This window comes from Allochromatium tepidum, assembly GCF_018409545.1.
In the GTDB taxonomy this organism is placed as follows: domain Bacteria; phylum Pseudomonadota; class Gammaproteobacteria; order Chromatiales; family Chromatiaceae; genus Thermochromatium; species Thermochromatium tepidum_A.
Map to the genome: position 1 here is coordinate 1 of NZ_AP024563.1, position 25,794 is coordinate 25,794.

The window sequence follows — 25,794 nt, forward strand, 5'->3', positions numbered from 1 at the left end:
CGGCGGCGCTGTTCGCCGGCTCCATCATCCAGTTCCAGTCCTTCGCAATCATCCGGGTGGTGCCGTCGCGCGCGCCGCCGCATCCGAACCGAGACGACGCATGTCGGGAAACGCCGTGGCCCTCTGGGAGCACTGTATCAATCAATTGAAGGCCGAGCTGACGTCCGCCGAGTTCAATACCTGGATCCTGCCCCTGCAAGCGCGCTTGGATGGTCCCTTGCTCAGGCTGCTGGCGCCGAACCGGTTCGTGCTCGACTGGACGCGCAAGCACTATGCCGACCGTCTGCTCGAACTCTGCGCGCGCCACAGTCAGGGCGAGGTCTCGGAGATCCATTTCGAGGTCGGTGAGTTCGCGCGTGAGTCCGGGCCGGCGAAAGGGAAGGGCGCCCGTGCCGGCTCGAAGGCGACCGCGATCGATTCGGATCTCGCCATGCGACGCGCGACGGCCAATCTGAATGCCGACTTCAATTTCGATACCTTCGTCGAGGGCAAGTCCAACCAGCTCGCGCGCGCGGCCTCGATCCAGATCGCCCGCAACCCTGGCAGCACCTACAATCCGCTGTTCATCTATGGCGGCGTCGGACTGGGCAAGACCCATCTGATGCACGCGGTCGGCAATGTCATCCTGGCTTCCAATCCGAGCGCGCGAGTCGTCTATCTGCACTCCGAGCGTTTCGTCGCCGAGATGATCAAGGCCCTGCAACACAACCGCATCGAGGAGTTCAAGAAGACCTATCGCTCGGTCAACGCGCTCCTGATCGACGATGTGCAGTTCTTCGCCGGTAAGGAGCGCTCGCAGGAAGAGTTCTTCCATACCTTCAACGCGCTGCTTGAATCCCGGCAGCAGATCGTGCTGTCCAGCGACCGCTTCCCCAAAGAGGTGACGGGTCTGGAGGAGCGTCTGCGCTCGCGCTTCGGCTGGGGGTTGACGGTGGCCATAGATCCGCCCGATCTGGAGACCAGCGTGGCCATCCTGCACTGCAAGGCCACGCAGCTCGGCGTGGAACTGCCGGAGGACGTGGCCTTCTTCGTCGGGCGGCGTATCCGCTCCAATATTCGCGAACTCGAAGGTGCGCTCAGACGACTGGTGGCCAATGCGCACTTCACAGGCAAGCCGATCACGCTGGAGTTCGCCAAGCAGGCGCTGCGTGATGTGCTCGTTGCGCAGGATCGACAGGTCAGTCTGGAGAACATCCAGCGCACGGTCGCCGACTACTACAAATTGCGTACATCGGATCTGCTCTCGGCCAAGCGCAGTCGCTCGCTGGCGCGCCCGCGCCAACTGGCGATGGCGCTCGCCAAGGAACTGACCAAGCACAGCCTGCCCGAGATCGGTCAGGCCTTCGGCGGACGGGACCACACCACGGTTCTGCATGCCACCCGCAAGATCAAGAGCCTGCGTGAGAGCGATGTGACGATCGAGGAAGACTACCGGAATCTACTGAGAATGCTGACGCTGTAGAGCGCTTCAGCCGACCAAATTCGACGCACTCTCCCTAATATTCAATGGCTAGCCTACCAAGCTAGCGCTATCCATCTCCGCGAGATCATGGAGCCACCGATGGAATTCGTTACCAACCGAGAAATCGTCCTGCCCGCGCTCAACAAGGTGGTCGGCGTCGTCGAGCGCCGTCAGACCCTGCCGATCCTGGGTAATCTGCTCGTCGTCGCCCGCGAGGGGCGCGTCACTCTCACCGGCACCGACCTGGAGGTCGAGGTCAAGACCAGCTTCGAGGCAGAGATCCAGCAGGAGGGTGAGACCACGATCCCGGCTCGCAAGCTGGTCGACATCTGCCGCAATCTGAGCGAGGGCGCCGAGATCCGTCTGCGCGTCAAGGACGAGCGCTGTGTCGTCACTGCGGGACGGGGACGTTTCACGCTCGGACTGCTGCCGGCGGCCGACTTTCCGACCATGGATCTGGAGGAGGGCGGTTTCGACTTCCAGATCCAGGAGAGCCGGCTCAAGCGGCTGCTCGACAAAACCGCCTTCGCCATGGCGCAACAGGACGTTCGCTACTATCTGAACGGCCTGCTGCTGGAGCTGCACGCCACCGTCCTGATCGCGGTGGCCACCGATGGACATCGGCTGGCCAAGTTCGTCACTCCGCTCGACTTGACCCTGGACACCGAGCGTCAGGTGATCGTGCCCAACAAGACGGTCATGGAACTGAAGCGTCAGTTGGGCAGCTCGGACGATCCGATCTCGATCCGTCTGGGCGAGCGTAGTCTGCGCGTGGTGGTCGGGGCCATGACCTTGACCTCCAAGCTGGTTGATGGCCGCTATCCCGAATACGAGCGCGTGATTCCGGGCCATAGCGGGCGCACGGCCACGGTCGAGAAGGATGCGCTGAAGCGCGCGCTCTCGCGCACCTCGATCCTATCGAACGAAAAGTATCGCGGTGTGCGTCTGAGCTTCGATCCGGGCACGCTCAAGCTGCTGGCGCACAATCCCGAGCAGGAGGAGGCTGAGGAAGAGATCGAGATGGAGTATGACGGCGAGTCGATCTCCATCGGCTTCAACGTCGCCTATCTGATGGACGTGCTCGGTGTGGTCGACGAGAGCTCGGTGATCATCCATTTCCAGGATGCCAACGGCAGCTCGATCTGGCGCGGCGTGGGCAGCGAGAGCGAGACCTTCGTCGTCATGCCGATGCGACTGTGATGCGTCTTCGTGCGCCGACTCGAACGTCCCGATCCACGCGATCTATAAGGCATGTTCCACGTGGAACACTCAGACGCCGTTTCAGAGTCTCCCGGTCCGGCGTTTCACGGATCACGCTCGATGTTCCACGTGGAACATTCGGGCGTGGATCCTGAACCTGGACTGCATTCACTTCGCATCGAGTCGCTACGCAACATCCGACGGCTCGATCTCGCCCTCGATACTCGGACGCTGCTGCTGACGGGGGCCAATGGCGCCGGCAAGACCAGTGTTCTGGAAGCCATCTATCTGCTGGCGCGCGGCCGGACCTTTCGTGGAACCAAGGCCGGACCGCTCACTACTCAGGGCGAGTCATATACCCGCATCGAGGGTGTCTATCAACCATCCAACCATGACGCGGTGCGCCTCCGCTATGTCAAGGAAGGCGCCACGGCTTCACGTGACATCCATCCGCCGCTGTGGCCGGAGACCGGCGGCGCGGATTGGCGCTCACCCTTGCAGGTCAAGCTGGTCGGCGAGAACGCCCAAACCCTGCTCGACGGCGAGCCGAGTCTGAGACGTCGTTTCCTGGATTGGAATGTGTTCCACGTGGAACATCGTTTCGCTCAGATCCACAAGGATTTCACGCGCGTTCTGATGCAGCGCAATGCGGCCATTCGGTCGGGCCGCGGTCAGCATGGGCTATGGGATCGCAGTTTCATTGCACTGGCCGAATCCATGGATCGCCGGCGTGCCGCGTTCCACGCCGAATGGCGTGCGTGCTTTCTGGATCTGCGTGATGACTACCCGTTTTTGCAGGGCGTCGATCTGCGCTATCGACGCGGTTGGCCGGATGGTCGGGAGCTGGGCGAGACCCTGGCGTCACTGGCGGATCAGGAGCCGGCACGCGGCTATACCCTGGCCGGTCCGTCACGCGCCGACTTTCGTGTCGAGCCGGGGGAGGGGAGACGCGGCTTTTCGCGCGGACAGGCCAAGATCGTGGTCGCGCTGCTGCAACTGGCGGCTGAGTGCGTCCATCGTGCGCATGGGCGAGAGCCTGTGATCTGGCTGCTCGATGATCTCGAAGCCGAGCTGGATCGCACCATGGCCGAGCGGTTGTGGAACGCCTTTGGTTCCACGGGGAATCAGATCATCGCGACGCGCGTGGCGACCGATGGCGATCCGGGGATCTTTGCCGATACGGAGTCGCTGGCGATGTTCCACGTGGAACATTCCGAGTGAAACATCGGCTCAGGAACGCTCAACCGACCTGGATGCGGTTTCCATACCCGGTCATTTCCAGATAGCCGCGTCCGATCTCGCGCTCGTCCTCGAACAGACGCATCGCACCTTCCCAATAGATGGTTCCAGTCGAGCGACGGCTGTCGAGTTCCTGGTCGTCCATCAGCGGCTGGAGGCGGTAGCGGCGCTCACCGATACGCAGATCCCATTCGATCGGGTATTCGATCCCGGTGCGTGGCGATTGCCGGCGTCGAATCGGGAACCACTCGACCTGCTCGGGTCCGAGCGACTGGGTACGACCATCGGAGAAGCGCCGGGTGGCACTGGCCCAAAGCGCCGTACCGTCGGGACGGCGCATCCGAAAGGCCATGAGGGCGCCGCCATCGTCCAGGTTCAGGCCGACCCAATCCCAACCGTCGGCGCCTTCCGGACTGTAGGCGCTCGACCATTCGTGATCCATCCAGGCGCGCCCGCTCACCGCCTGTCGGCGACCATCGAGCGTCACCTGGCCGTCGACCTGCAACTGCGGTCGGCTGTAATAGTAGCTGGCATGATGCGGGTCGGGCGCCTTGCGGCTGAAGCCCTGGTCGCCGTTGAGCATGGGCGGCCCGGTGAAGACGAGTCGGAGGTCATAGGCGAAGTCCTCCGCGTTCACGCGGGTGACATAGTGGTCATCCATCTGCTCGAACGACCAGTCATCGAGCCGGACATGCGCCCGATCCGCGGCGTATCCGGCACGCTCGAAACCCGTGCGGGCAGCGCGTTGATCGTGACGCAAGCGACCCAACCGAGGGTCGGCGATGGCCGCATGGGCCAGCAGCAACTGGCGTGGAGCGAAGGCGCTCGGGTTGTCCTCGCCGATTCCGGTGCGCACGCGAAAGAAGGTGATCTGAAAGCCGAACGGATCGCCGTCAGCCCCCTTGAGCCAACCGGTCACATACCACCATTCGGTGCGGAATCCCGGGTGAGCACCCTCGTCGTCCGGGAAGCGGAGGACGCGACCGGGGAGCACGGCGTCGAAGGCGACATCCGGGCCGGCAGATCCAGCGTCCTGCGCGGTCGCCGCCAGGATTCGAGTCAGAGGCAAGCCGGCGAGCGCCAGCAGACAGGTACGTCGATGCATCACCAATCCTCACGCACGGCCAGCACGGCATCCTGACGCATCGCCTGTCGACCCGCGAGCACGGCGGCCAGACTGGCCAGGCCGGCGAGCGTGCCGGCAAACACCAGGAGCGACAGCCAGGGGACGCTCAGGTCCATGCTCCAGTGAAAACTCTGACGATTCACGACCTCGATCAGAATCCAGGCGATGGCGCCGCCGACCGTCAATCCGCCGAGTATCCCGATACCGGCCGCCAGACTGCCTTCGAGGGCGAGCAGGCCGCCGATCCGGCCGCGCGTCAGTCCGAGATGGCGCAGCAGACCGAACTCCCGGCGTCGCGCGGCCGCGAGCGCGGCGAAGCTGGCCGCCACACCGGCCAAACCGATGATGACGGCCGCAGCCTCCAGCACATAGGTCACGGCGAAGGTACGGTCGAAGATCCGCAGACTGATGGCGCGAATCTCACCTGGTGCCGTGACCTCCAGTGCTCCCGAACCGCCCGTTGCCTTGAGCGCTTCGGCCACGCTGAACGCATCGGCACCCGGCACCAGCCGGATGGCGGCGTCCTGCACCGAACGATCACCGGTCAAACGCCGGTAGTCGGCGAGATCCAGCATGAGACTGCCGGTCTGGCGTGCATAGTCGCGCCAGATCCCGGCGACCCGGACGGGCACCTCGGATCCGGCCAGCGGCAGCTGAACTCGATCACCCGGACGCCAGCCCTGGAGGTCGTGCAGCGCCTCGGAGATCCAGATCGCCGTCTCGCCATCGGGCACCGCGTGGGCCGAGCCGACCAGCGGGAGTTCGCGTCCATCGGGCGACACTGGCCGGGCCAGCAGGGCGACCGGCGGTTGTCCGGGGACCGGTCGCAGGCTGTCATGGAGGGTGAACTCGACGCGGGCCACACCGGGCACGTCCGCGAGTCGCGCCTGTAGCGCCTCGTCCAGGACACCGCCGCTCTGAGCCCGTCCGGCGCGCAGATAGAGATCGGCCGGCAGGATCTGGCCGAGCCAGACATCGACCGAGTCGCGCAGTGAGTTGACCATGATCGCCATGGCGACCACCAGGGCTACGCCGGCAAGGACGCCGGTGGCGGCGACCGCGCCCATCCCCGGAGCCGCGCGTAGCCGGGCGGCCGCCAGCCGTACAGGGATCGGTCCCCACAGCGGCAGGATTTGAGCGCATCCGGAGGCGAGCATGGGTAGCCACAGGATGCTTCCAGCCAGCAGGCCGAAGATGGCCAGATAGCCGCCGAGCGGTAGATCCAGGATCGGCGGCAGGGCGCAGAGCGGCAGACTCATGAGCATCAGGGCGAGTCCGAGTCTGGGGTGCCCGCGCCGCTGCGACAGGGCCGAATCGTCGCTCGCCTTGAGCGCCTGAGCCGGTGCAATGTCGGCCGCGTCGCGCGCCGGGAGCCAGGCCCCGGCCACACCGGCCCCGACACCGAGCAACACGTACAACCCACTGGCCCAGGGATCGAACCTCAGGGTCGGCGATAGTCCGGCGAAGAATCCGGCGCCCAGATCCCCACCGAGGAGTTCGAGCAGACCAAAGGCGAGACCATGCCCCAGCGCCACACCGACCAAGGCCCCCAGAAGTCCCACGAGCGCCCCTTCAGCCAGCAGCCAGACGAAGAGCTGGCGGCGAGCCAGTCCGATCGCGCGCAGGAACGCCAGCTCGGTATGCCGTCGCACGACCGACAGCGCCTGCGCCGAGAAGACCAGGAAGGCGCCGGTGATCAACGCCATGGCGGCCAGCAATGTGAGATTGACCCGGTAGGCACGCGAGAGATTCGACGCCTGACCTTCGGCCGCTTGTGGAACCTCCAGCCACACACCCGCCGGCAGTAGCGGCTCCAGCGCGGCGCGGGCCTCCGGGACGTCGAGTCCCTCGACCAACTTCAGGTCGATGCGCGTCAATCGCCCGATCCGGCCGAAATGCTTTTGAACCGCCGCGATGTCCATGACGGCGAGCCGGCGATCCTCGGCGGCCCCCGGCAGATCACCGGCCACCCGCAGCTCCAGCGGCTGAGAGCCGGCATAGACGCTCAGCCGGTCGCCGGGGCGGACAGCCAGGGCCGTCTGAGCGGCGGCACTGAGAAAGAGGCTGTCTTCGGCAAGGGCTGTGAGGCGTGATTCACGCTCGGCTCGACCCTCGATCTCCACCGGACGCGCCAGGAGCGCGGGCGTGACGGCGCCGACCGCGAACGGATCCAGACCCAGGATGTTGAGCGTATCCGTACTGCCGATGCGCTCGGTCCGGACCTCCAGCACGGGACTGGCCCGCGCGACCTCGGGGCGTGCCGCCAGTCGCCCATAAAGCGCCTCGTCGAAGCCGGTACGAGGACCGACGACCTGGAGGTCGGCGGCGCCGGCCAGGGTGCGCAGACCGCGACCGAACTCGGCGAGTGCGGCCTGATTGACCGCCTGCACCGCCATCCCGAGCGCGACCCCCAGCACGATGGCGGCAAAGGACAGGAGTGTCGCCGCGCGACGCCGCCCCAGTGAGCCGAGAAAAACCCAAGCCAGCCTCATCCGTGCAGTCCCTCTGGCGTGAGCTGCAACACGCGATCGGCGCTCTTGGCCGCCTCCGGTGAGTGCGTGACCAGGATGCCCATCGCCCCTGAGTCCCGAATACGCTCGCCCAGCAACTTCAGCACGCGGGCGGCATTGGTCGGGTCCAGGTTGCCCGTGGGTTCGTCGGCCAGGACCAGGCGCGGCTGGTGCACCAGAGCCCGGGCGATGGCGACGCGCTGCATCTCGCCCCCGGACAGCTCGCGCGGCCGGCTCTCGGCACGGTCGCCCAATCCCACGGCATCGAGTAGATGCTCGGCCTGACGATCCGCCCGCCGGCCGCTCTGCCCCTTGAGCCAGAGCGGCAGCGCCACGTTCTGGCGCAGCGTGAGATGCGGCAGGATATGGAACGCCTGGAAGACGAAGCCGAGCTTGTCGCGCCTCAGTCGCGTCAAGGCGTCCTCGCCGAGCGTCGCATAGTCCTCGCCGTCGAGCGCCAGACGGCCGCGATCAGGCCGATCCAGACCGGCAATCAGATTCAGCAGCGTGGACTTGCCGACACCGGACTCGCCGGTGATGGCGACATACTCGCCGGGTTCCAGGCGCAGTGAAATGGCCTGAAGGACCGGGCGGCCATTGAACCGGCGGTAAAGGTCGGAGATTTCGAGCATGGAGACTGGGAACCGAGGCGGCTGAAGGGCGTTGGGCCGGGACGTCCTATAGGGTGGTGTCACGATGGGACGACCGCAAGTGTCAGATCCCGTGTGATCATATACCAAGAAGGAGCTATCCTTTGTTCTATGCCAGGGATGTAATCAAGCCGCTGATTGCAGAGGTCCGCCCGTCGATTGAGTCGCCCAGCACGGAATCTCAGGTGTCCATCGCCTCGCGGCCGAGACTGACCGGATCCTGATGGATGAGGATGTGGGAGTCCGGATAACGCTCCCGGATCCGAGCCTCGACCGCGAGCGTGATCTGATGGGCCTGACGCAGTGGCAGCGCGTCGTCGAGTTCGAGATGCAACTGGATGATCAGCGACTGGCCGGACTGGCGCGTGCGCAGTCCATGCGCACCGCGTACCTCAGGTATGGCGCGCGCCAGCTCCAGGATCTGCCAGCGTGCTTCATCGGGCAGTTCGCGATCCATCAGCATCTCGATGGCGTCGCGTCCGATCCGCGTGGCGCTCCACAGGATATAGAGGCCGATGGCCAGCCCCAGGATCGGATCGATCCAAGACCAGCCGAGACCGGCCAGCCCGAGCGCGACCAGCGTGGCGGAGTTGGTGGCTAGGTCGGTTGCATAGTGCAGGGCATCGGCGCGAATCGCAGGCGATCCGGTGCGGCGAATGACATGGCGCTGGAGCGCGAGCAACGCCAGCGTGACCAGGATGGCGAAGGCGATCACGCCCAGACCGATACCGATCTCGGTCAGCGGACGTGGGTTCAGGAAGCGGTCGACGGCCTGCAGGCCGAGAAACAGCGCCGAACCGGCGATGAAGGCCGACTGCCCGAGCGCGGCCAGGGCCTGCGCCTTGCCATGCCCGAAACGATGCTCGGCATCCGGTGGCCGCAACGACCAGCGCACGGCGAGCAGCGTCAGCAGGGAGGCCATGGCATCCATCGCCGAATCCATCAAGGAGGCCAGGACCGTGATGGACCCGGTCATCCCCCAGGCAACGACCTTGACCAGGATCAGCAGGCCGGCGGTGCTCACCGAGGCCCAGGTCGCCAGCCGCAGCAGTCGGGCGGTTTCAGCCGACGTCGTCGGCGCGCGTGGTTCGATGGACATGCTCAATCCTTCCAGCGCCCGAAGCCGGGGATCTCGACCTGACGCTCATCGAAGATCCCGGCATCGGCGCCGATGTGACAACGGTTGCACTGACTGAAACTGCCGACCTCCGGATTGTCCGTAACCAGACGCGCCGGGATCCGATGATGCTTGCGGATGAAATAGGGCGTTTCGGTGATGCGCGGCAGACCGGCGTCGGAGCCGGACGCACCGGGCACGGCGAAGGCCCGTTCGCGGACGCGCGCCGATCGGTCGGCGGCGTTGGCCGTCAGATAGGTTCGCAACTCGGCGACCAGGTCATCCGGCAACGAGGCGTCATCCCCATAGTGATCGGCGAGCGACTCGGGCGCCAGGATCCGGTTCCAGGACGCCGCCGGCAGGACTCCGGGCGGATAGGCCAGATGGCAGGAACCGCACTCCTGGAGATAGGCCGGCTGAGTGGCTGGAGCGATGTTCGGAAACATCCGCAGCCAACGGCGCCAATCCCGAGTCTCGTCGCCCGTGGCCGCCAGGGCGGCGCCGGTCGCGACGAGCAACAGACCCATCAGCGCAAATCGGGCGATGGAAGGGCGTTGAAGCATGGTAGCGGCTCTCCAGGTCTAATGTGTCGCGAAACGCTCATTCGATCTCTTTCCGCTTGTAGCCGCTGATCATGGCGCCGATCAGGTTTTCGTGATGCAGCAGGCTGGAGACCAGCACCCCGGCCACGTGGATCAGGATCAGACCGAGCGTGAGATTGGCGAGCACCTCATGGGTCTCTTCCAGGACATCGCCCCAGAACGCCGGCAGACCGCGCATCACATCAGCCAGCGGACCGGCGAATTCCTCCGCGCCATAGAGCGCCAGACCGCTGATCCCGGTCGCGGCGACACTGATCAGGAGCAGCAGGATCATGGCCCCGCCCGCCGGATTGTGCCCCAGATAACGCGGTGCGCGCAGACTCACGACATCGCGCAGATAGGCCAGCACCGCGCCCGGACCGCGCACGAAGTCGCTGAAGCGCGCATAGCGCGTGCCGATCAGACCCCACACCAGACGCACGGCGACGAGGGTGAGCACCAGATAACCGGCCCAGACATGGACGCCGAGCAAATCGTCCTCGACGATGAAGGCGGTGGCGAATCCGGCCACCAGTGACCAATGGAAGACGCGCACCAGCGGATCCCAGACGCGAATGCGTTCGGATGTCTTCGGTTCGGAGTGATTGGGCGGGGTGGTGTCGGTCGGATAGGCGTTCGGCATGGCTGAGTTCTCCGTACAGGATGTCATGGTCGGTTCGTCGGTTCGGGCGTGTCGAGGCCCTGGAGCGGCAGATTAACCACGGGCACCTGACCGAAAGCCGGCAACCGCTGTCAGCCTTTTGTCAGGCAGTCCTCCGTAAGCTGTCGGCACAGCCTGACCCAGCCGGCGGGAACCCCGACCGGCGCCGGGCTGACCGATCACGAACGGAGAACCGACCGATGAAACGACACCTCACCACTGTACTGCCCAGCATCCTGTTGGGCGCAGGCACCTTGATTCTGCCGGCCACGCTCTGGGCCGCCGATCCGGCCGCCGGAGCCGCCGGCTGGACCAAGGAATATCCGCAGGCGGACGGATCCGCACCGCGCAGTTGCGTGACCTGTCATGGTCGCGACCTGACCCGGCCCGGGCGTCAGGCCAACACCGGCAAGGTCATCGAACCCATGGCACCCTCGGTCAATCCGCAGCGCCTCACCGATCCGGCCAAGATCGAGAAATGGCTGACCCGCAACTGCCGCTGGACCCTGGGCCGCGAGTGCACCGCCGATGAAAAGGCCGATTTCATCGCCTATATCAAGACTCAATGAGCCGGAGAATCGACACATGCGCCCGTTTCCATACAAATCCGTCCTGACACTCCTGCTCACCGGCACGCTGGCCATGGGCACGGTCCATCTGGCGTTCGCCGACGATGACGACGATGATGACGACGACGAGCGCGGCCGCGAAAGAAGCGGCTTGTTCGAGTCGCGTCAGACACCGGCGCCGGTCGTCAACGCCACCTACAGTCAGGAGTGCGGATCCTGCCACATGGCCTATCAGCCGGGTCTGCTCCCGCCGCAGGCCTGGGCGCAGATCATGACACCGGAGGCGCTGGCCAATCATTACGGTGACGATGCCAGTCTGTCCGAGGAACTGCGTACCGAGATCAGCACCTTCCTGGGCGCCGACGCCTCCGATGTGTCGTTGCAGATGGTCCCGAGCGGCGCCGGCAACGCGGGCGGAGCCTCCGCTCTGCCACGCATCACCGACAGCGTCGACTTCAAGCGTGAGCACGACGAGATCCCGGCCCGTCTGGTGACGGGCAACCCCGAGGTCGGCAGTTTCAGCCAGTGCAATGCCTGTCATCGCAAGGCCGCCGAAGGCAATTACGACGAACGCTGGATCGACATTCCGGGTCATGGCCCCTGGAAGGACTGAGCGCTGGAGCGGTTGCCGTGTGTTCCGGACATCGTGCGAATCCACGCTTCCCGATGTCCGCGGACGTGCGGCAATCGCGCGCATTCCCCGAGTCGATGGGGTCTGCAACTGACGATTCGCTGACGAGATCGGCCAGGGTTCGGTCAGTGCCTGTCCGTTAAGCCGGACCCAAGTCGCCACGATACCGTGGTCGACATCACCAGCCGGAGGAAAGAACCATGACGCCGACACATTCGATCCTTGACCAAGTCAAACCCCAACCGTATCCGGCCATGTTTCGGCGCGCGGCCCGTCCGAGTGCCGCCGGACGTCGGCCATACCACGGCCTGGCGGTCCATCGATCCACGCCGACCGAACGAAGCCGCCCTGAAATCATCGAACCCGTGCTCAGTATCGAGGAAGCGATCCGCCGCTTTACCGAAGAGCAGCCGGCGCAGCTCTATCGCGGCGGAGCCTGACGATGGCATCTTCATCGATGCGATCCGTCATCCTCATCGGCCTGCTGAGCCTTATTCCGCTTCAGGCCGGCGCCGATGATGGGGTGGACGACGGCAGGGCCGAATGGTATGAGCAGCCGCACAGGCACGATCATGAACTCGCGCGCGAGGCGCGTCTGCGCGGCGAGATCCGACCGATCGCCGGGATACTGCGTCAGGTCGGCGAGCAGGTGCCCGGCGAGGTGATCGGGATCGAACTCGAGCGCGGGAAGCGCGCCGGCCGGCCGGTCTGGATCTACGAGATCAAGATCCTGAGCCCCGACGGGCGTCGGCAGGAGGTCGAGGTCGACGCCGGTGACGGACGAATCCTGCAACTGGAGGAGGACGACTGATGCGCCTGCTGTTGGTTGAAGACGACGACCGGGTCGCCGAGACGGTGACGGCCGGTCTGACGGCCGCCGGTTTCCTGGTCGAGCGCGCCCGCGACGGGCGCGAGGCCTGGTTCATGGGCGACACCGAACCCTATGCCGCCGCCATCCTGGATCTCGGGCTACCGGGACTCGATGGGCTGTCGGTCCTGCGCCAGTGGCGCGCCGCCGGTCAGCGGCTGCCGGTGCTGATCCTGAGCGCGCGCGGCGACTGGACCGAGCGCGTCGAGGGCATCGAGGCCGGCGCCGACGACTATCTGCCCAAGCCCTTCCGGTTCGAGGAACTGCTCGCGCGCGTGCGGGCGCTGATCCGCCGCGCCGCCGGTCAGCCGGCACCCGTCCTCGTCCACGGACCCTTCCGACTCGACACCCGACGCCGGACCCTGAGCCGCGACGGGCTACCCATCCATCTCTCGCCCCAGGAATACCGTCTGGTCAGCTATCTGATGCAGCAGGCCGGGCGCGTCGTCTCGCAACAGGAGCTGACCGAGCAGCTCTATGCCCAGGACTTCGAGCGCGACTCCAACTCGGTCGAAGTGCTGGTCGGGCGGGTGCGGCGCAAGCTGGGGGCCGATCTGATCCGGACCCGGCGCGGATTCGGCTATCTGATCGAGGCGGACGACGCCTCGCACGCCCCATGATCCACGACTTCGGATTCGGAGCCGGCGCCGCATGAGACGCCGATCGCTGCGGGCGCGACTCTGGCTCGGCGCCCTGATCTCGATCACGCCGGCCCTGCTGATCGCCTGGCTCGGGCTGGCGAATCTCTTCGAACGCCATGTCGAGCGTCACCTCGGCGCTGAATTGGAGGTGCGGCTCAATCAGCTCGCCGCCGCCGTCGAGATCGCCCCCGACGGCTCGATCCGTCTGACCCAGGAACCCCAGTCTCCCGCTTTCGCTCAACCCCTGAGCGGCCATTACTGGCAGATCGACCGTCCCGATCAGGCCGGTGTCCTGCGTTCGCGTTCGCTCTGGGACGAGGTGCTGATCCTGCCGGACGACGACCTCGCTCCCGGCGTGATCCATGCCCATCGTTTGCCGGGACCGGCCGGACAGTCGCTCCTGGTGCGCGAGCGGCGCATCCGGGTCGCGGCGGACCCCGAGCCGGTCGAGCTGCGGCTGATCCTGGCCCAGGATCGCGTCGAGCTGATCGCCGCGCGCGCCAATTTCGCCGCCGACATGCGCCCCTATCTGGGACTGATCGCCTTCCTGCTCACGCTCGCCACCCTGGTTCAGATCCAGACCGGACTGGCTCCCCTGGAGGCACTGCGTCGCGAGGTCGGCGCCATCCGAGCCGGTCGTGCCTCACGGCTGGTCGCGAGCGGCGCCGATGAGGTCCGGCCGCTGGTCGCCGAACTCAACGCCCTGCTGGAGGCCCGCGAACGCTCCGTCGAGCGGGCGCGTGCCTGGACCGCCGATCTCGCCCACGGACTCAAGACCCCGCTCAGCGTGCTGGCCGCTGATGCCGAGCGTCTGCGCCGGGCCGGTCATCCGGATCTGGCCGAGGACTTGGACCAACTGGCCCTGACCATGCGTCGGCGCGTCGAGCGCGAGCTGATCCGCGCGCGCGTGCGCTCCGGCCATCCGCCGCATGCCGCGCGCACCGAGGTCGTCGAGAATCTCGCACGCCTGCGGCGCACCCTGGAGCGCACCCCCGAAGGCGAACGGATCGACTGGCGAATCACGGCTCCCGAGCGGGTCACCGTGGCGCTGATGGCGGACGATCTGCTCGAATTGCTCGGCAATCTGCTGGAGAATGCGGCCAAGTGGGCGCGCGAACGGGTCGAGATCCGGGTGTCGACGTCACCGGAAGTCGAGGGACAGGTCGAGATCCGGATCGCCGATGACGGCCCAGGCGTCCCGCCCGCGCACTGGCCGCGACTCGGCGAGCGTGGTCTACGGCTCGACGAGCGTCGGGCCGGCACTGGGCTGGGACTGGCGATCGTGCGCGATGTGGTCGAAGCCTATGGCGGCACGCTCGGCTTCGGGCGCGCCGAGTTGGGTGGACTGCTGGTATGGGTCAGGCTGCCGGGGATGGTATCCGCCTGAACCCGGTCCGCCGCTCTCCGGTGATCGAGGTACGGGTCGGCCCGCACCCGCGTTGTGCATTGACCGCCGATTCGACACCCGCTACCCTCAAGTCCGGCATCCTGTCTCATTTGCTGCCGGCGATCGTCGGGGCGCGGCGGTTGATGCTGCCGGTCGGCGATACCGCCACCGAGATCGGCGAGGTGGTGCAACGGGCGCTCAAAGGTCAGTTCAAGGCGCGGGTCACGCAGCGCACCACGGCGCTGCAAGTGCTCTATATCCTGATGTTGGGCACACCCAGATGCGCCGTCGCGCACCGCGAGTCTGGCCCAGAGCGCGCATTCATCGGCAGGCGCCGGAGGAACGTGACTGAAAGGCCCATGATGGCTTCAAGCGAACTCACTCGAAGGATCCCGACATGATCACCGGCCACATCAAGAGCCGGATCGACCAGATCTGGAACGCCTTCTGGTCCGGCGGCATCTCCAACCCGCTCGAGGTGATCGAGCAGATCACGTATCTGCTCTTCCTCCGCCGGCTGGACGACCTGCACACGCTGGAGGAGAACAAGTCCGCCCGGCTCGGGCGGCCGATGGAGCGCCGGGTGTTCCCCGAGGGCAACGACGGCATCGGCAAGGACGGGGGCCGCCCCTACGACGACCTGCGCTGGTCGCGCTTCAAGCACTTCGCCCCGGTCGACATGTATGCCGTGATCGGCGAGCACGTCTTCCCGTTCCTGCGCAACGAGCTGGCCCGCCAGCACGGCGGCGACGACTCCACCTACGCGCACCACATGAAGGACGCGCGCTTCACCATCCCCACGCCGGCGCTGCTGGCGAAGGTGGTGGACCTGCTCGACGCGGTGCCGATGGAGGACCGCGACACCAAGGGCGACCTCTACGAGTACATGCTCGGCAAGATCGCCGGCGCCGGGCAGAACGGCCAGTTCCGCACCCCGCGCCACATCATCCGGCTGATGGTGGAGCTGACCGCGCCGCAGCCCACCGACGTGATCTGCGATCCGGCCTGCGGCACCGCGGGCTTCCTCGTCGCCGCCGGCGAACATCTGCGCGAGCGCCACCCGAACCTCCTGCACGACGCGAGGCTGCGCGAGCACTTCCACCACCGCATGTTCCACGGCTTCGACTTCGACCACACCATGCTGCGCATCGGCAGCATGAACATGCTGCTGCACGGCGTGGAGAACCCCGACATCCGCTACCGCGACTCCTTGGCGCAGGACCACGCGGGCGAGGAGGAGAAGTACACGCTGGTGCTGGCCAATCCGCCCTTCGCCGGCAGCCTGGACTACGAGAACACCGCCAAGGACCTGCTGCAGATCGTCAAGACCAAGAAGACCGAGCTGCTGTTCCTGGCGCTCTTCCTGCGCCTGCTCAAAGCCGGCGGCCGCGCCGCGGTGATCGTGCCCGACGGCGTACTGTTCGGCAGCAGCACCGCGCACAAGCAACTGCGCCGCATGCTGGTGGAAGAGCACAAGCTCGACGCCGTGGTCAAGCTGCCCGGCGGCGTGTTCCGGCCCTACGCGGGCGTGTCCACCGCGATCCTGCTCTTCACCAAGACGAATTCCGGCGGCACCGACCAGGTGTGGTTCTACGAGGTCGCGGCCGACGGCTGGAGCCTGGACGACAAGCGCACGCCGCTGCTGCCGGAGGACAAGCTCGGCCCGGTGCCGCGCGCACCGCTGAGCGAGGACGAACACGCTAAGAACAACCTGCCCGACCTGCTGGCGCGCTGGGCGCAGCGCTCAGGCGCCGAGCGCGAACGCCCGCGCACCGCGCAGAGCTTCTGCGTGCCCAAGGCCGACATCGCCGCGCAGGGCTACGACCTCTCGCTCAACCGCTACAAGGAGGTGGTGCACGAGGCGGTGGAGCACCGCGCGCCGAAGGAGATCCTGGCGGAGCTGGCGAAGCTGGAGGAGGAGATCCAGCGGGGGATGAAGGAGTTGGAGGGGATGCTCAAGTGATCTCCCGTAGTTCCTTGACCGACACCTACCCGAAGAAGCAGTTGGGCGATGTGGTCGAGTTCCTCGACAGCATGCGTCGCCCAGTCACCGAGTCAGACCGGCGCGCCGGAGAGTACCCGTACTACGGCGCAAATGGTCTGCAGGGGACCATCGACGACTTCATCTTTGACGAGCCGCTGTTGCTACTTGCGGAAGATGGTGGGCACTTTGGCTCGCCTGACAGAGGCATTGCCTACCGCGTCTCTGGCAAGACGTGGGTGAATAACCATGCGCATGTGCTGCGCCCGAAGGCGTGCGTCGATTTGGGGTTTCTATGTCGTGTTCTTGAGAACTACGACGTCACGCCTTGGGTCACCGGAACAACGCGCGGGAAGCTTACTCAGGCCGGGGCCGCGCAGATCGTAGTTCCGCTCCCTCCCCTCCCCGAGCAGCGGCGGATTGCGGAGATCCTGGACAAGGCGGACGCGCTGCGGGCCAAGCGCCGCGCCGCCCTCGCCCAGCTCGACACCCTCACCCAATCCATCTTCCTCGACATGTTCGGCGACCCCGCCACGAATCCGAAGGGGTGGCCCAAGAAACCATTCGGAGAGGTGTGCGAGACCAGGCTTGGCAAGATGCTCGATCAGAAGCAGCAGACGGGCCAGAATCGCCGGCCTTATCTTCGCAATGCGAACGTGCAGTGGTTCCGGTTCGACATCACCAACCTTCTGGAAATGGACTTTGACGAGGACGAGCGGCGGATTCTGAGGCTGCAGCCTGGTGACTTACTGATCTGCGAAGGCGGTGAGCCAGGACGCGCAGCTGTCTGGCAAGGCGAAATTGAAGAATGCTATTTCCAGAAAGCCCTGCATCGGGCTCGCCCTGATCGACGACTGGCAGCCCCTGACTATCTCGCATGGCTTCTTTGGTTTCTTGTCAAGCGTGGCGGCCTAAGTGGAGTGACATCGGCGACGATCGCCCATTTGACTGGCGAGAAGCTCGCCGTTCTTCCAACGATGCTTCCGCCTGTCGACCTTCAGCGTCTCTTTGTTTGCCGCGTCGCGGGCATCAAAACACTGGCGACAAACCAGCGTGCATCGCTGCACCAACTCGACGCCCTGTTCGCCTCCCTCCAGCACCGCGCCTTCCGGGGAGAGCTGTAGCCATGCGTGGCGAGTTCATCGGCGTGTACTCCAAGCCGGGTGCCGGAGCCGGTGGCAGAGGTTAGGCCAATCAACCTTGCAATTGCGGAGCGCCGCTCCATAATTGCAAGGATGATCCCCCGCCGCCTGCTGCCGACGCTCACCGCCGCCCTGGCCGAAGCGCCAGCCGTGGCGCTGCTCGGGCCGCGCCAGGTGGGCAAGACCACGCTCGCGCTGGAAGTGGCCCGGGCCCGGCCCTCGGTCTATCTCGATCTCGAGTCCGAGGCCGACCGCGCCAGGCTCGCCGACCCCGAGGGCTATCTCGCGCAGCACGAGGACAAGCTGGTCGTCCTCGACGAGATCCAGCGCGCGCCGCAACTCTTTCAGAGCCTGCGCGGGCTCATCGACGCCGGCCGCCGCCGCGGGCGCGGCAGAGGACGCTTTCTGGTGCTGGGCTCGGCGTCGATCGACCTGCTCCGGCAGTCGGGCGAGTCGCTCGCCGGGCGCATCCGCTACCTGGAGCTGGCCCCGCTCGATGCCGGCGAAGCGGGCCGCGCGCGGCTCGACGCGCTGTGGCTGCGCGGCGGCTTTCCCGAGAGCCTGCTCGCCGGCTCCGATGCGGCCAGCCTGCGCTGGCGGGCCGACTTCATCCGCACCTACCTCGAACGCGACATTCCCCAACTCGGGCCGCGCATCCCGGCCGAGACCTTGCGCCGGCTCTGGACCATGCTCGCGCACCAGCAGGGCGGGCTGCTCAACGCCGCCGCACTGGCGCGCTCGCTGGCGGTGGACGGCAAGACGGTGGCGGCCTATCTCGACCTGCTGGTGGACCTGCTGCTGGTGCGCCGCCTCATGCCGTGGCACGGCAAAGTGCGCAAGCGGCTGGTGAAGTCGCCCAAGGTCTATGTGCGCGACAGCGGCCTCGTGCATGCCCTGCTCGGCATCACCGACGCCGAAGCGCTGCTCGCGCACCCGGTGGCGGGCGCGAGCTGGGAGGGCCTGGCGGTCGAGTCGCTGATCGCCGCCGCGCCGCTCGGCACCGAGGCCTTCTTCTTTCGCAGCGCCGCCGGCGCCGAGATCGACCTGCTGCTCAAGCTGCCCGGCCGCCGCCAGCCCTGGGCCATCGAGATCAAGCGCGGCACGGCGCCGAAGCTCGAACGCGGCTTCCACCTCGCCTGCGCGGACGTGCAGCCCGAACAGCGCCGCGTGGTGTACGGTGGCGACGAGCGCTTCCCGATCGGCGACGGCGTCCAGGCCGTGTCGCTGCCGGACCTGTGCGAGGAGCTCGGCGCCGCATGAGTCAGTTCACGTTCCTGCAGGCGGAGTGGGCCGCGGTGTACGAGTCCGCAGCGCGGGCCGAAGCCGCCGTGCACGCCGATCCACGCACCGCGTGCTTCTACGCGCGGCGCGCGCTCGAACTGGCGGTGAGCTGGGCCTACAAGCACGATGCTTCGCTGAAGCTGCCGTACCAGGACAACCTGTCGGCGCTGATCCACGAGCCGAGCTTCAAGCAAGCCGCCGGCGAGGCGGTGTTCAGCAAGGCGCGGATCATCAACACGCTGGGCAACCGCGCCGTGCACGGGCATCGGGCGATTCCACCCGACGACGCGGTGGTCGCGGTGCGCGAGCTGTTCCACGTGACGTACTGGCTTGCGCGCACCTACGGCCGTGCGGCGCGCCCGGCACCGGGCCTGACCTTCGACGCGGCCGCATTGCCGAAGGCGACACCGGTGCGCGGGCCGTCGGCCGAGCAGTTGCAACGTCTTGAAGCGTCCTTACGCGAGCGCGACGAGAAGCTCGCCGCCCTGCTGGCCGACAAGACCACGCTCGACGAGGAGCTGAAGCGCCTGCGCGCCGAGGTGGCGGCGGCCAAGCAGGCGGCAGCGGCGCAGCCGGACACCCACGACTACTCCGAGGCCGAGACCCGCGACTACTTCATCGACCTGCTGCTCAAGGAAGCCGGCTGGCCGCTCGATCAGCCGCGGGACCGCGAGTTCGAGGTCAGCGGCATGCCCAACCAGGAGGGCAAGGGCTTCGTCGATTACGTGCTCTGGGGCGACGACGGCAGGCCGCTCGGGCTGGTCGAAGCCAAGCGCACCCGGCGCGATGCGCGGGTCGGCCAGCAGCAGGCCAAGCTGTATGCGGACTGCCTCGAGCGCCGGTTCGGCCGGCGCCCGCTGATCTTCTACTCCAACGGCTACGAGCACTGGCTGTGGGACGACACGCGCTACCCGCCGCGCGCGGTGCAGGGTTTCTACAAGAAGGCGGAGCTGGAGCTCGCGATCCGGCGGCGCGGCACCCGCAAGCCGCCGGCGGCGGCCGAGATCGATTCCGCCATCGTCGAGCGCTACTACCAGACGCGCGGCATCCGGCGCATCGCCGAGGCCTTCGAGCGCGACCACGACCGCAAGGCGCTGCTGGTGATGGCCACCGGCGCCGGCAAGACGCGCACGGTCATCGCGCTCGTCGATCTGCTGATGCGCTGCAACTGGGTCAAGCGCGTGCTGTTCCTGGCAGACCGCGTGGCGCTGGTGAATCAGGCGGTCAATGCCTTCAAGCACTTTCTTCCCGATGCGTCGCCGGTGAACCTGGTCACCGAGAAGGACGCGGAGGGGCGGGTCTTCGTCTCCACCTATCCGACGATGATGGGGCTGATCGACGAGACACGCGACGGCCGGCGGCGCTTCGGGGTCGGTCACTTCGACCTGGTGGTCATCGATGAGGCGCACCGCTCGGTGTTCCAGAAGTACCGCGCGATCTTCGACTACTTCGACGCGCTGCTGGTCGGGCTCACGGCCACGCCCAAGGACGAGGTGGACCGCAACACCTACAGCCTGTTCGACCTGGAAAACGGCGTCCCGACCGACGCCTACGGACTCGACGAGGCGGTGCGCGACGGCTTCCTCGTGCCGCCGAAGGCCGTGTCGGTGCCGCTGAAGTTCCAGCGCGAAGGGATCAGGTACGACGAGCTGTCCGAAGAGGACAAGGACCAGTGGGACGCGCTGGACTGGGACGAGGATGGCAACGTACCCGATCGCGTGGAGGCGGAGGCGGTCAACAAATGGCTGTTCAACAAGGACACGGTGGACAAGGTCCTGGAACACGTCATGACGCGGGGCCTCAAGGTGGCCGGCGGCGACCGGCTCGGCAAGACCATCCTGTTCGCCAAGAATCAGCACCATGCCGAGTTCATCGCCGAGCGCTTCAATGCCAACTACCCGCACTACAAGGGCGAGTTCGCGCGGGTCATCACATTCAAGACCGAGTATGCGCAGAGCCTGATCGACAACTTCTCGGCCAAGGACAAGGCGCCGCACATTGCGATCTCGGTGGACATGCTCGACACCGGCATAGACATTCCCGAGGTCGTGAACCTGGTGTTCTTCAAGCTGGTGCGCTCGAAGACCAAGTTCTGGCAGATGCTGGGGCGCGGCACACGCCTGTGTCCGGATCTGTTCGGCCCCGGCAAGCACAAGGAGTACTTCTGCGTCTTCGACTACTGCCGGAACCTGGAGTACTTCAGCCGGAACATCCCGGCCACCGAGGGGGCGCTGGGCGAATCGCTGGGCAAGCGCCTGTTCGATGCCCGGCTGGAGCTGATCGGTGAGCTGGACAAGAGGCTCGCCGACGCCGACCGCCAGACGGCACGCGAGACAGGGGCGCCGCCGCATGGGCATCCGGAATCCGACCACGAGGTGCGGGCGCAGGTCGCCGCGTTGCTGCACAGGGAAGTGGCCGCGATGAACCTCGACAACTTCGTCGTGCGGCCCAAGCGGCGCATCGTCGAGCAGTACGCCAAGCCCGAGGCCTGGGCCGTGCTGTCACCTGAAGCGCTCTCGGATCTGTCGCACCAGGTCGCGGGCCTGCCCTCGGGACTCGACCCGGAGAACGAGGAGGCCAAGCGTTTCGACCTGCTGGTGCTGAACCTCCAGCTGGCGATGCTGCGGGCGGAGCCGGGCTTCGCTCGCCTGCGCGACCAGGTCAAGGAGCTCGCCGGCCTGCTGGAGGAGAAGTCGGCGATTCCGATGGTGCGCGAGCAGATGGCGCTGATCCGGGACGTGCAGACCGACGAATGGTGGCAGGACGTGACCGTCCCGATGCTCGAAGGCATGCGCCGGCGCCTGCGTGATCTGATCGAGTTCATCGAGAAGCGCAAGCGCAAGCCCATTTACACCGACTTCGAGGACGAGATGGGCGGCGAGACAGCGGTCGATCTGCCGGGTTTTGGCCACGGCACCGACTACGCGAGGTTCCGCGCCAAGGCGCAGGCCTTTCTCCGCTCACACCAGGACCACATGGCAATTCACAAGTTGCGGATGAACAAGGCGCTGACCGCTGCCGATCTCACCGAGCTTCAACGCATGCTTGCCGAGAGCGGCGTTGGCGGCGCGGAGGACATCCGGCGCGCCGCCGAGGAGTCCCACGGGCTCGGGCTCTTCGTGCGCTCGCTGGTCGGCCTCGATCGCCAAGCGGCGAAGGAAGCGTTGGCCGGTTTCCTCAACGGGAAGTCGTGGAGCGCCAATCAGATCGAGTTCATCAACCTGATCGTGAACCACCTCACCGAGCACGGCGTGATGGAAGCGGCGATGCTCTATGAGTCCCCATTCACGGACTTGACGCCGCACGGCCCGGATGGACTCTTCAGTTCGAGCCAGGTGGATGAGCTGGTCGGAATATTGAACGCCGTTCGGACCACGGCGATCGCGGCGTGACACTCACATCGGAACAAGGCTTCCAGTCATCGGGTGAGCGCCATGAAGGGGTGCCTATGGGGAAGCGGCCATGAAGGTGGCCGAAAAGATCCGCTCAGCGGTCGAGCAGTACAAATTCCGCATCGCCGGCGGCGAGCTGGAGAAAACGATCTCAGTCGGCGTGGCGCTGTTTCCCGAGGACAGTGAAACCTTCTGGCAGACGCTCAAATATGCCGATGTGGCTCCGTATCGGGCCAAGGACGAGGGACGAAACCGCGTGTTGCGCTTCGCGCCGGAGATGCGGCGGGACGAGAACGGCGGCTACTCTAGCCGTACCCCCTTGGTACCGGCTCGATAACACGGTAGAACCATGCACTGGCGCGCCATCATCCGGCTGTTCGGTCTGCTGTTGATGCTCTACAGCCTGAGCTTTCTGCCGTCGCTGGCCGTGGCGCTGCTGTATCAGGATGGGCAGTGGCCGGTGTTCCTGGAGTCACTCCTGACAACCCTGGGCGCGGGTCTGCTGCTGTGGCTGCCGAACTACCATCGTGAGAGCGAACTCTCGGTGCGCGACGGTTTTCTGATCGTGGCCTTGTTCTGGGCGCTGCTCGGGGTATTCGGTGCACTGCCCTTCATTCTCGGACTGCATCTGAACCTGACCGATGCGGTCTTCGAGTCGATCTCGGGCTTCACCACCACGGGCGCGACCGTCATCGACGGACTCGACCGCTTACCCAAGTCGATCCTCTACCATCGTCAGCAGATCCAGTGGCTCGGCGGCATGGGTGTGATCGTGCTGGCGGTGGCCATCCTGCCGCTGCTGGGCGTGGGCGGGATGCAGCTCTACCGGGCCGAGGCCTCGGGTGTGGCCAAGCACGAAAAACCGACACCGCGTATCGGCGAGACGGCGCGCGTGCTCTGGTCGCTGTATTTCGGTCTGACGGCGGCCTGTGCGCTGGCGTTCTGGCTGGCCGGGATGACGCTGTTCGATGCCGTCGGCCATGCCTTCGCGACCGTGGCCACCGGCGGCTTCTCGACCCATGACGCCAGTCTGGGCTATTACGATAGCCCGCTGATCGAGGCGATCGCCATCGTCTTCATGCTGGCCGGCGCCGTGAACTTCGCCATCCATTTCGTCGCCTGGCGCGATCTGGACGTCCGGGCCTATCTGCATGATCCGGAGACGCGCACCTTCGGGCTGATCGTCCTCGGCGGCTCGCTCTTCATCGCCGCCAGTCTGTACTGGGCGCAGGCCTATGCCGATGTCGGTTCAGCACTACGGCATGGCGTCTTCCAGGTCGTCTCCATCATGACCAGCACCGGATTCGGCACCGCGACCTTCGGCGACTGGCCGCTGCACATTCCCCTGGTGCTGGTCATCCTGTCCTTCATCGGCGGCTGCGGCGGCTCGACGGCGGGCGGACTCAAGGTGCTGCGCGTGATGCTGCTGGTCAAGCTGGGGGTTCGTCAGTTGTTCCAGTTCGCCCATCCGCATGCGGTGCTGGAGGTCAAGATCGGCCGGCATGTCATCAAGGAGGACGTGCTGCTGTCGGTCTGGGGCTTCTATGTGCTCTATATCGCGACCTGTATGTTGCTGACGGTGGCCATGATGGCCGCCGGGCTGGATCTGGAATCGGCGTTCGGCGCGGTCTTCACCACGGTCAATCTCTGCGGGCCGGGATTGGGCGAGGTGGCCGTCACCTTCGCCGCGGTCGATCCAGCGGTCAAGTGGCTGGGGGTCTTCGGGATGCTGGCGGGGCGGCTGGAGATCTTCACCCTGCTGATCCTGTTCATGCCGGCCTTCTGGCGGCAGTGAGTTCAGGCTGGTAGCGGTCAATGCTCGCCCTTGGTGCGCAGCAGCCCCGCCAGCCGGTTGCCCTGCTTCTGCGGACCGCCGCGCGGAAACAGCCGATGCAGGCCCCGGTTACCGCCGTCCTCGGCGCCCCAGAGACGCTTGAAGTGCGCGATCATGTCGCGCACCGTCGCCTGGGCGCCGTGCCGGGCGAAGTGTTCGCGCAAAAAGCGGATCACCTCTCCCGCAATACCGTGATTATCAACTGCAGGGGGCCGTGGCCGGGATGGTGGTTCCGGATCAGGTCGGGCGTTTTGCCTACCGCAAGGGTCTGTTCGTGCTGGCCCAGTCGGGGCAAGTCGGTCGAGATTCGCAACGACGCCCAGTTTCAGCCCAAGACCTGGTGACTCGCCCTTCTCAATAACGACTCCGGATCTATGAACCCTATCCACCCGATCGACCAACTCATCGCCATCATGGCACGCCTGCGCGATCCCGAGGACGGCTGTCCCTGGGATCTGGAGCAGACCTTCCGCACTATTCTGCCCTATACGCTGGAGGAGGCCTACGAGGTCGCCGAGGCGATCGAGCGCGAAGACATGGCGGCCTTGCGCGATGAACTCAGCGACCTGCTGCTCCAGGTCGTCTTCCATGCGCGCATGGCCGAGGAGGGAGGTCATTTCGCCTTCGCCGACGTGGTCGCGGCGATCTGCGACAAGCTGATCCGGCGCCATCCGCATGTCTTCGGCGCGGCCGAACTGGCGGATGCGGCGGCCATCCGGGTCCGCTGGGAGCAGATCAAGGCTGCCGAGCGCGCGGGCACCGAGAGCGGGGAGTCGAACGGAATCCTGGCCGGCGTCGCGCGCGCACTGCCGGCCCTGGTGCGTGCCGAGAAGCTCCAGCGTCGTGCCGCGCGGGTCGGCTTCGACTGGGATGAGGTCTCAGCCGTCTTCGACAAGGTCGAGGAAGAGCTCGCCGAGTGTCGCGCGACCCTGGCCGAGCACTCCGATCCGACCGAGCGCGTCCACGAGATCGGCGATCTGCTGTTCTGTTCCTAAAAACCTAAACAAAGTTGCTTATGGTGGTTTTTAAGTGATTCGCTCTCCGTTGATAGCGCCCTGGTGGGCGAGCAACTGGAGTCCGGGTTGAGCAGTCCCAACCGAATGGCCGGTCAACACCGGCAACATGGGCCGTGTCAACCGTCGAAACCCAGCTTGCGCCATAAAAATTGCCTCGGCGTTCATCCTGAACAGAGAACAACCTTGCGATTCGACGTTGACCCTGACCATGGAGCGTGAAACCTTCACGCTTGTAGATAACCTATCTACAGTGGAAAATCCTGATGAAAAATGAAGAAAAAATCAAGAACTGTTTTTTGCTCCTGTGTCAATCTGGCCCGACACATGGGCGTGGATGCCGAACAGGCGTTGCGCGCCGCCAATCAGCGCTTCGAACATCGCTTCGCCCAGGTCGAGCGCGGCTTGCGCGAACAGGGACTCGAACCGGGTCTGGAGACCCGCGAGGAGATGGAGCGACAATGGACACTGGCCAAGGCCACCGAGCGCCAGGGCTGAACCCAAGGCCA

The 25,794-nt window shown here is 65.9% G+C and carries 24 protein-coding genes and 1 pseudogene; 18 read left to right on the top strand and 7 right to left on the bottom strand.

Features of this window, described 5'->3' with window-relative positions; genetic code table 11:
• Window positions 1-100: 100 nt before the first annotated feature.
• From dnaA to recF, 3 genes are all read left to right on the top strand, one after another.
• Window positions 101-1,462, top strand: a complete 1,362-nt coding sequence (gene dnaA, locus Atep_RS00005; protein ID WP_213379375.1) for a chromosomal replication initiator protein DnaA — start codon at window positions 101-103, stop codon at window positions 1,460-1,462.
• A gap of 99 nt (window positions 1,463-1,561) precedes the next feature.
• Window positions 1,562-2,662, top strand: a complete 1,101-nt coding sequence (gene dnaN / locus Atep_RS00010) for a DNA polymerase III subunit beta (protein ID WP_213379377.1) — start codon at window positions 1,562-1,564, stop codon at window positions 2,660-2,662.
• A gap of 144 nt (window positions 2,663-2,806) precedes the next feature.
• Window positions 2,807-3,883, top strand: coding sequence for a DNA replication/repair protein RecF (gene recF, locus Atep_RS00015; RefSeq protein WP_213379378.1), 1,077 nt, complete (start codon window positions 2,807-2,809; stop codon window positions 3,881-3,883).
• A gap of 19 nt (window positions 3,884-3,902) precedes the next feature.
• On the opposite strand, the gene Atep_RS00020 is transcribed toward recF, so the two are convergent.
• The 6 genes from Atep_RS00020 to Atep_RS00045 form a co-directional block, all read right to left on the bottom strand.
• Window positions 3,903-5,006 (bottom strand): lipocalin-like domain-containing protein, encoded by a 1,104-nt coding sequence (locus Atep_RS00020; RefSeq protein WP_213379380.1) that lies wholly within the window; start codon window positions 5,004-5,006, stop codon window positions 3,903-3,905.
• Window positions 5,006-7,519 (bottom strand): FtsX-like permease family protein, encoded by a 2,514-nt coding sequence (locus Atep_RS00025; RefSeq protein WP_213379382.1) that lies wholly within the window; start codon window positions 7,517-7,519, stop codon window positions 5,006-5,008. Before Atep_RS00025 ends, Atep_RS00020 begins: the two co-directional genes overlap by 1 nt.
• The gene (locus Atep_RS00030) at window positions 7,516-8,169 is read right to left on the bottom strand and encodes an ABC transporter ATP-binding protein (RefSeq protein WP_213379384.1); all 654 of its coding nucleotides are present in this window, start codon (window positions 8,167-8,169) and stop codon (window positions 7,516-7,518) included. Before Atep_RS00030 ends, Atep_RS00025 begins: the two co-directional genes overlap by 4 nt.
• 199 nt (window positions 8,170-8,368) lie before the next feature.
• Window positions 8,369-9,286 (bottom strand): cation diffusion facilitator family transporter, encoded by a 918-nt coding sequence (locus Atep_RS00035; RefSeq protein WP_213379386.1) that lies wholly within the window; start codon window positions 9,284-9,286, stop codon window positions 8,369-8,371.
• 2 nt (window positions 9,287-9,288) lie between these two features.
• On the bottom strand, window positions 9,289-9,867 hold the full coding sequence (locus tag Atep_RS00040) for a diheme cytochrome c (RefSeq protein ID WP_213379387.1): 579 nt from the start codon (window positions 9,865-9,867) through the stop codon (window positions 9,289-9,291).
• Window positions 9,868-9,904: 37 nt separating this feature from the next.
• On the bottom strand, window positions 9,905-10,528 hold the full coding sequence (locus tag Atep_RS00045) for a cytochrome b/b6 domain-containing protein (protein WP_213381311.1): 624 nt from the start codon (window positions 10,526-10,528) through the stop codon (window positions 9,905-9,907).
• Between the two features lie 218 nt (window positions 10,529-10,746).
• Between Atep_RS00045 and Atep_RS00050 the strand changes: the two genes are divergently transcribed.
• The 13 genes from Atep_RS00050 to Atep_RS00110 all read left to right on the top strand — a co-directional run bounded on the left by Atep_RS00050 (window position 10,747) and on the right by Atep_RS00110 (window position 24,233).
• Window positions 10,747-11,115: a DUF1924 domain-containing protein gene (locus Atep_RS00050; protein ID WP_213379389.1), complete on the top strand. Its 369-nt coding sequence runs from the start codon at window positions 10,747-10,749 to the stop codon at window positions 11,113-11,115.
• Window positions 11,116-11,131: 16 nt separating this feature from the next.
• Window positions 11,132-11,728 carry a cytochrome C gene (locus tag Atep_RS00055; protein ID WP_213379391.1) on the top strand — a complete coding sequence of 199 codons (597 nt, stop codon included), beginning with the start codon at window positions 11,132-11,134 and terminating at the stop codon, window positions 11,726-11,728.
• Window positions 11,729-11,946: 218 nt separating this feature from the next.
• Window positions 11,947-12,186 carry a hypothetical protein gene (locus tag Atep_RS00060; RefSeq protein WP_213379393.1) on the top strand — a complete coding sequence of 80 codons (240 nt, stop codon included), beginning with the start codon at window positions 11,947-11,949 and terminating at the stop codon, window positions 12,184-12,186.
• Window positions 12,187-12,203: 17 nt separating this feature from the next.
• Window positions 12,204-12,557, top strand: a complete 354-nt coding sequence (locus Atep_RS00065) for a PepSY domain-containing protein (protein ID WP_213379395.1) — start codon at window positions 12,204-12,206, stop codon at window positions 12,555-12,557.
• Complete coding sequence (locus Atep_RS00070) at window positions 12,557-13,234, top strand: response regulator transcription factor (protein ID WP_213379397.1); 678 nt, start codon at window positions 12,557-12,559, stop codon at window positions 13,232-13,234. Before Atep_RS00065 ends, Atep_RS00070 begins: the two co-directional genes overlap by 1 nt.
• 31 nt (window positions 13,235-13,265) lie before the next feature.
• Window positions 13,266-14,642, top strand: coding sequence for a sensor histidine kinase (locus tag Atep_RS00075; RefSeq protein WP_213379399.1), 1,377 nt, complete (start codon window positions 13,266-13,268; stop codon window positions 14,640-14,642).
• The gene (locus Atep_RS00080; protein ID WP_213379401.1) at window positions 14,609-15,043 is read left to right on the top strand and encodes a hypothetical protein; all 435 of its coding nucleotides are present in this window, start codon (window positions 14,609-14,611) and stop codon (window positions 15,041-15,043) included. The genes Atep_RS00075 and Atep_RS00080 overlap by 34 nt, the downstream gene beginning before the upstream one ends.
• Window positions 15,040-16,605, top strand: coding sequence for a class I SAM-dependent DNA methyltransferase (locus tag Atep_RS00085; protein ID WP_213379403.1), 1,566 nt, complete (start codon window positions 15,040-15,042; stop codon window positions 16,603-16,605). The genes Atep_RS00080 and Atep_RS00085 overlap by 4 nt, the downstream gene beginning before the upstream one ends.
• A 14-nt stretch (window positions 16,606-16,619) precedes the next feature.
• Window positions 16,620-17,747, top strand: a complete 1,128-nt coding sequence (locus Atep_RS00090) for a restriction endonuclease subunit S (RefSeq protein ID WP_213379405.1) — start codon at window positions 16,620-16,622, stop codon at window positions 17,745-17,747.
• A 111-nt stretch (window positions 17,748-17,858) separates the two neighbouring features.
• Window positions 17,859-19,025, top strand: a complete 1,167-nt coding sequence (locus tag Atep_RS00095; RefSeq protein ID WP_213379407.1) for an ATP-binding protein — start codon at window positions 17,859-17,861, stop codon at window positions 19,023-19,025.
• Window positions 19,022-22,438, top strand: a complete 3,417-nt coding sequence (locus Atep_RS00100) for a DEAD/DEAH box helicase family protein (RefSeq protein ID WP_213379409.1) — start codon at window positions 19,022-19,024, stop codon at window positions 22,436-22,438. The genes Atep_RS00095 and Atep_RS00100 overlap by 4 nt, the downstream gene beginning before the upstream one ends.
• 70 nt (window positions 22,439-22,508) lie before the next feature.
• Window positions 22,509-22,775, top strand: coding sequence for a diguanylate cyclase (locus Atep_RS00105; RefSeq protein ID WP_213379410.1), 267 nt, complete (start codon window positions 22,509-22,511; stop codon window positions 22,773-22,775).
• 12 nt (window positions 22,776-22,787) lie between these two features.
• Entirely contained in the window at window positions 22,788-24,233 is a 1,446-nt protein-coding gene (locus tag Atep_RS00110; RefSeq protein ID WP_213379412.1) for a TrkH family potassium uptake protein, read from the top strand.
• A gap of 17 nt (window positions 24,234-24,250) precedes the next feature.
• On the opposite strand, the gene Atep_RS17035 is transcribed toward Atep_RS00110, so the two are convergent.
• Window positions 24,251-24,661: a TusE/DsrC/DsvC family sulfur relay protein gene (locus tag Atep_RS17035; RefSeq protein ID WP_419467506.1), complete on the bottom strand. Its 411-nt coding sequence runs from the start codon at window positions 24,659-24,661 to the stop codon at window positions 24,251-24,253.
• Here Atep_RS17035 and mazG point away from each other — a divergent pair.
• Both mazG and Atep_RS00125 read left to right on the top strand, forming a co-directional pair.
• Window positions 24,647-25,258, top strand: a pseudogene (mazG, locus tag Atep_RS00120) (nucleoside triphosphate pyrophosphohydrolase); the annotation flags it as partial. The gene Atep_RS17035 and the pseudogene mazG sit on opposite strands and share 15 nt — an antisense overlap.
• Window positions 25,259-25,558: 300 nt before the next feature.
• Window positions 25,559-25,783, top strand: a complete 225-nt coding sequence (locus Atep_RS00125) for a hypothetical protein (protein ID WP_336511366.1) — start codon at window positions 25,559-25,561, stop codon at window positions 25,781-25,783.
• Window positions 25,784-25,794 lie beyond the last annotated feature (11 nt).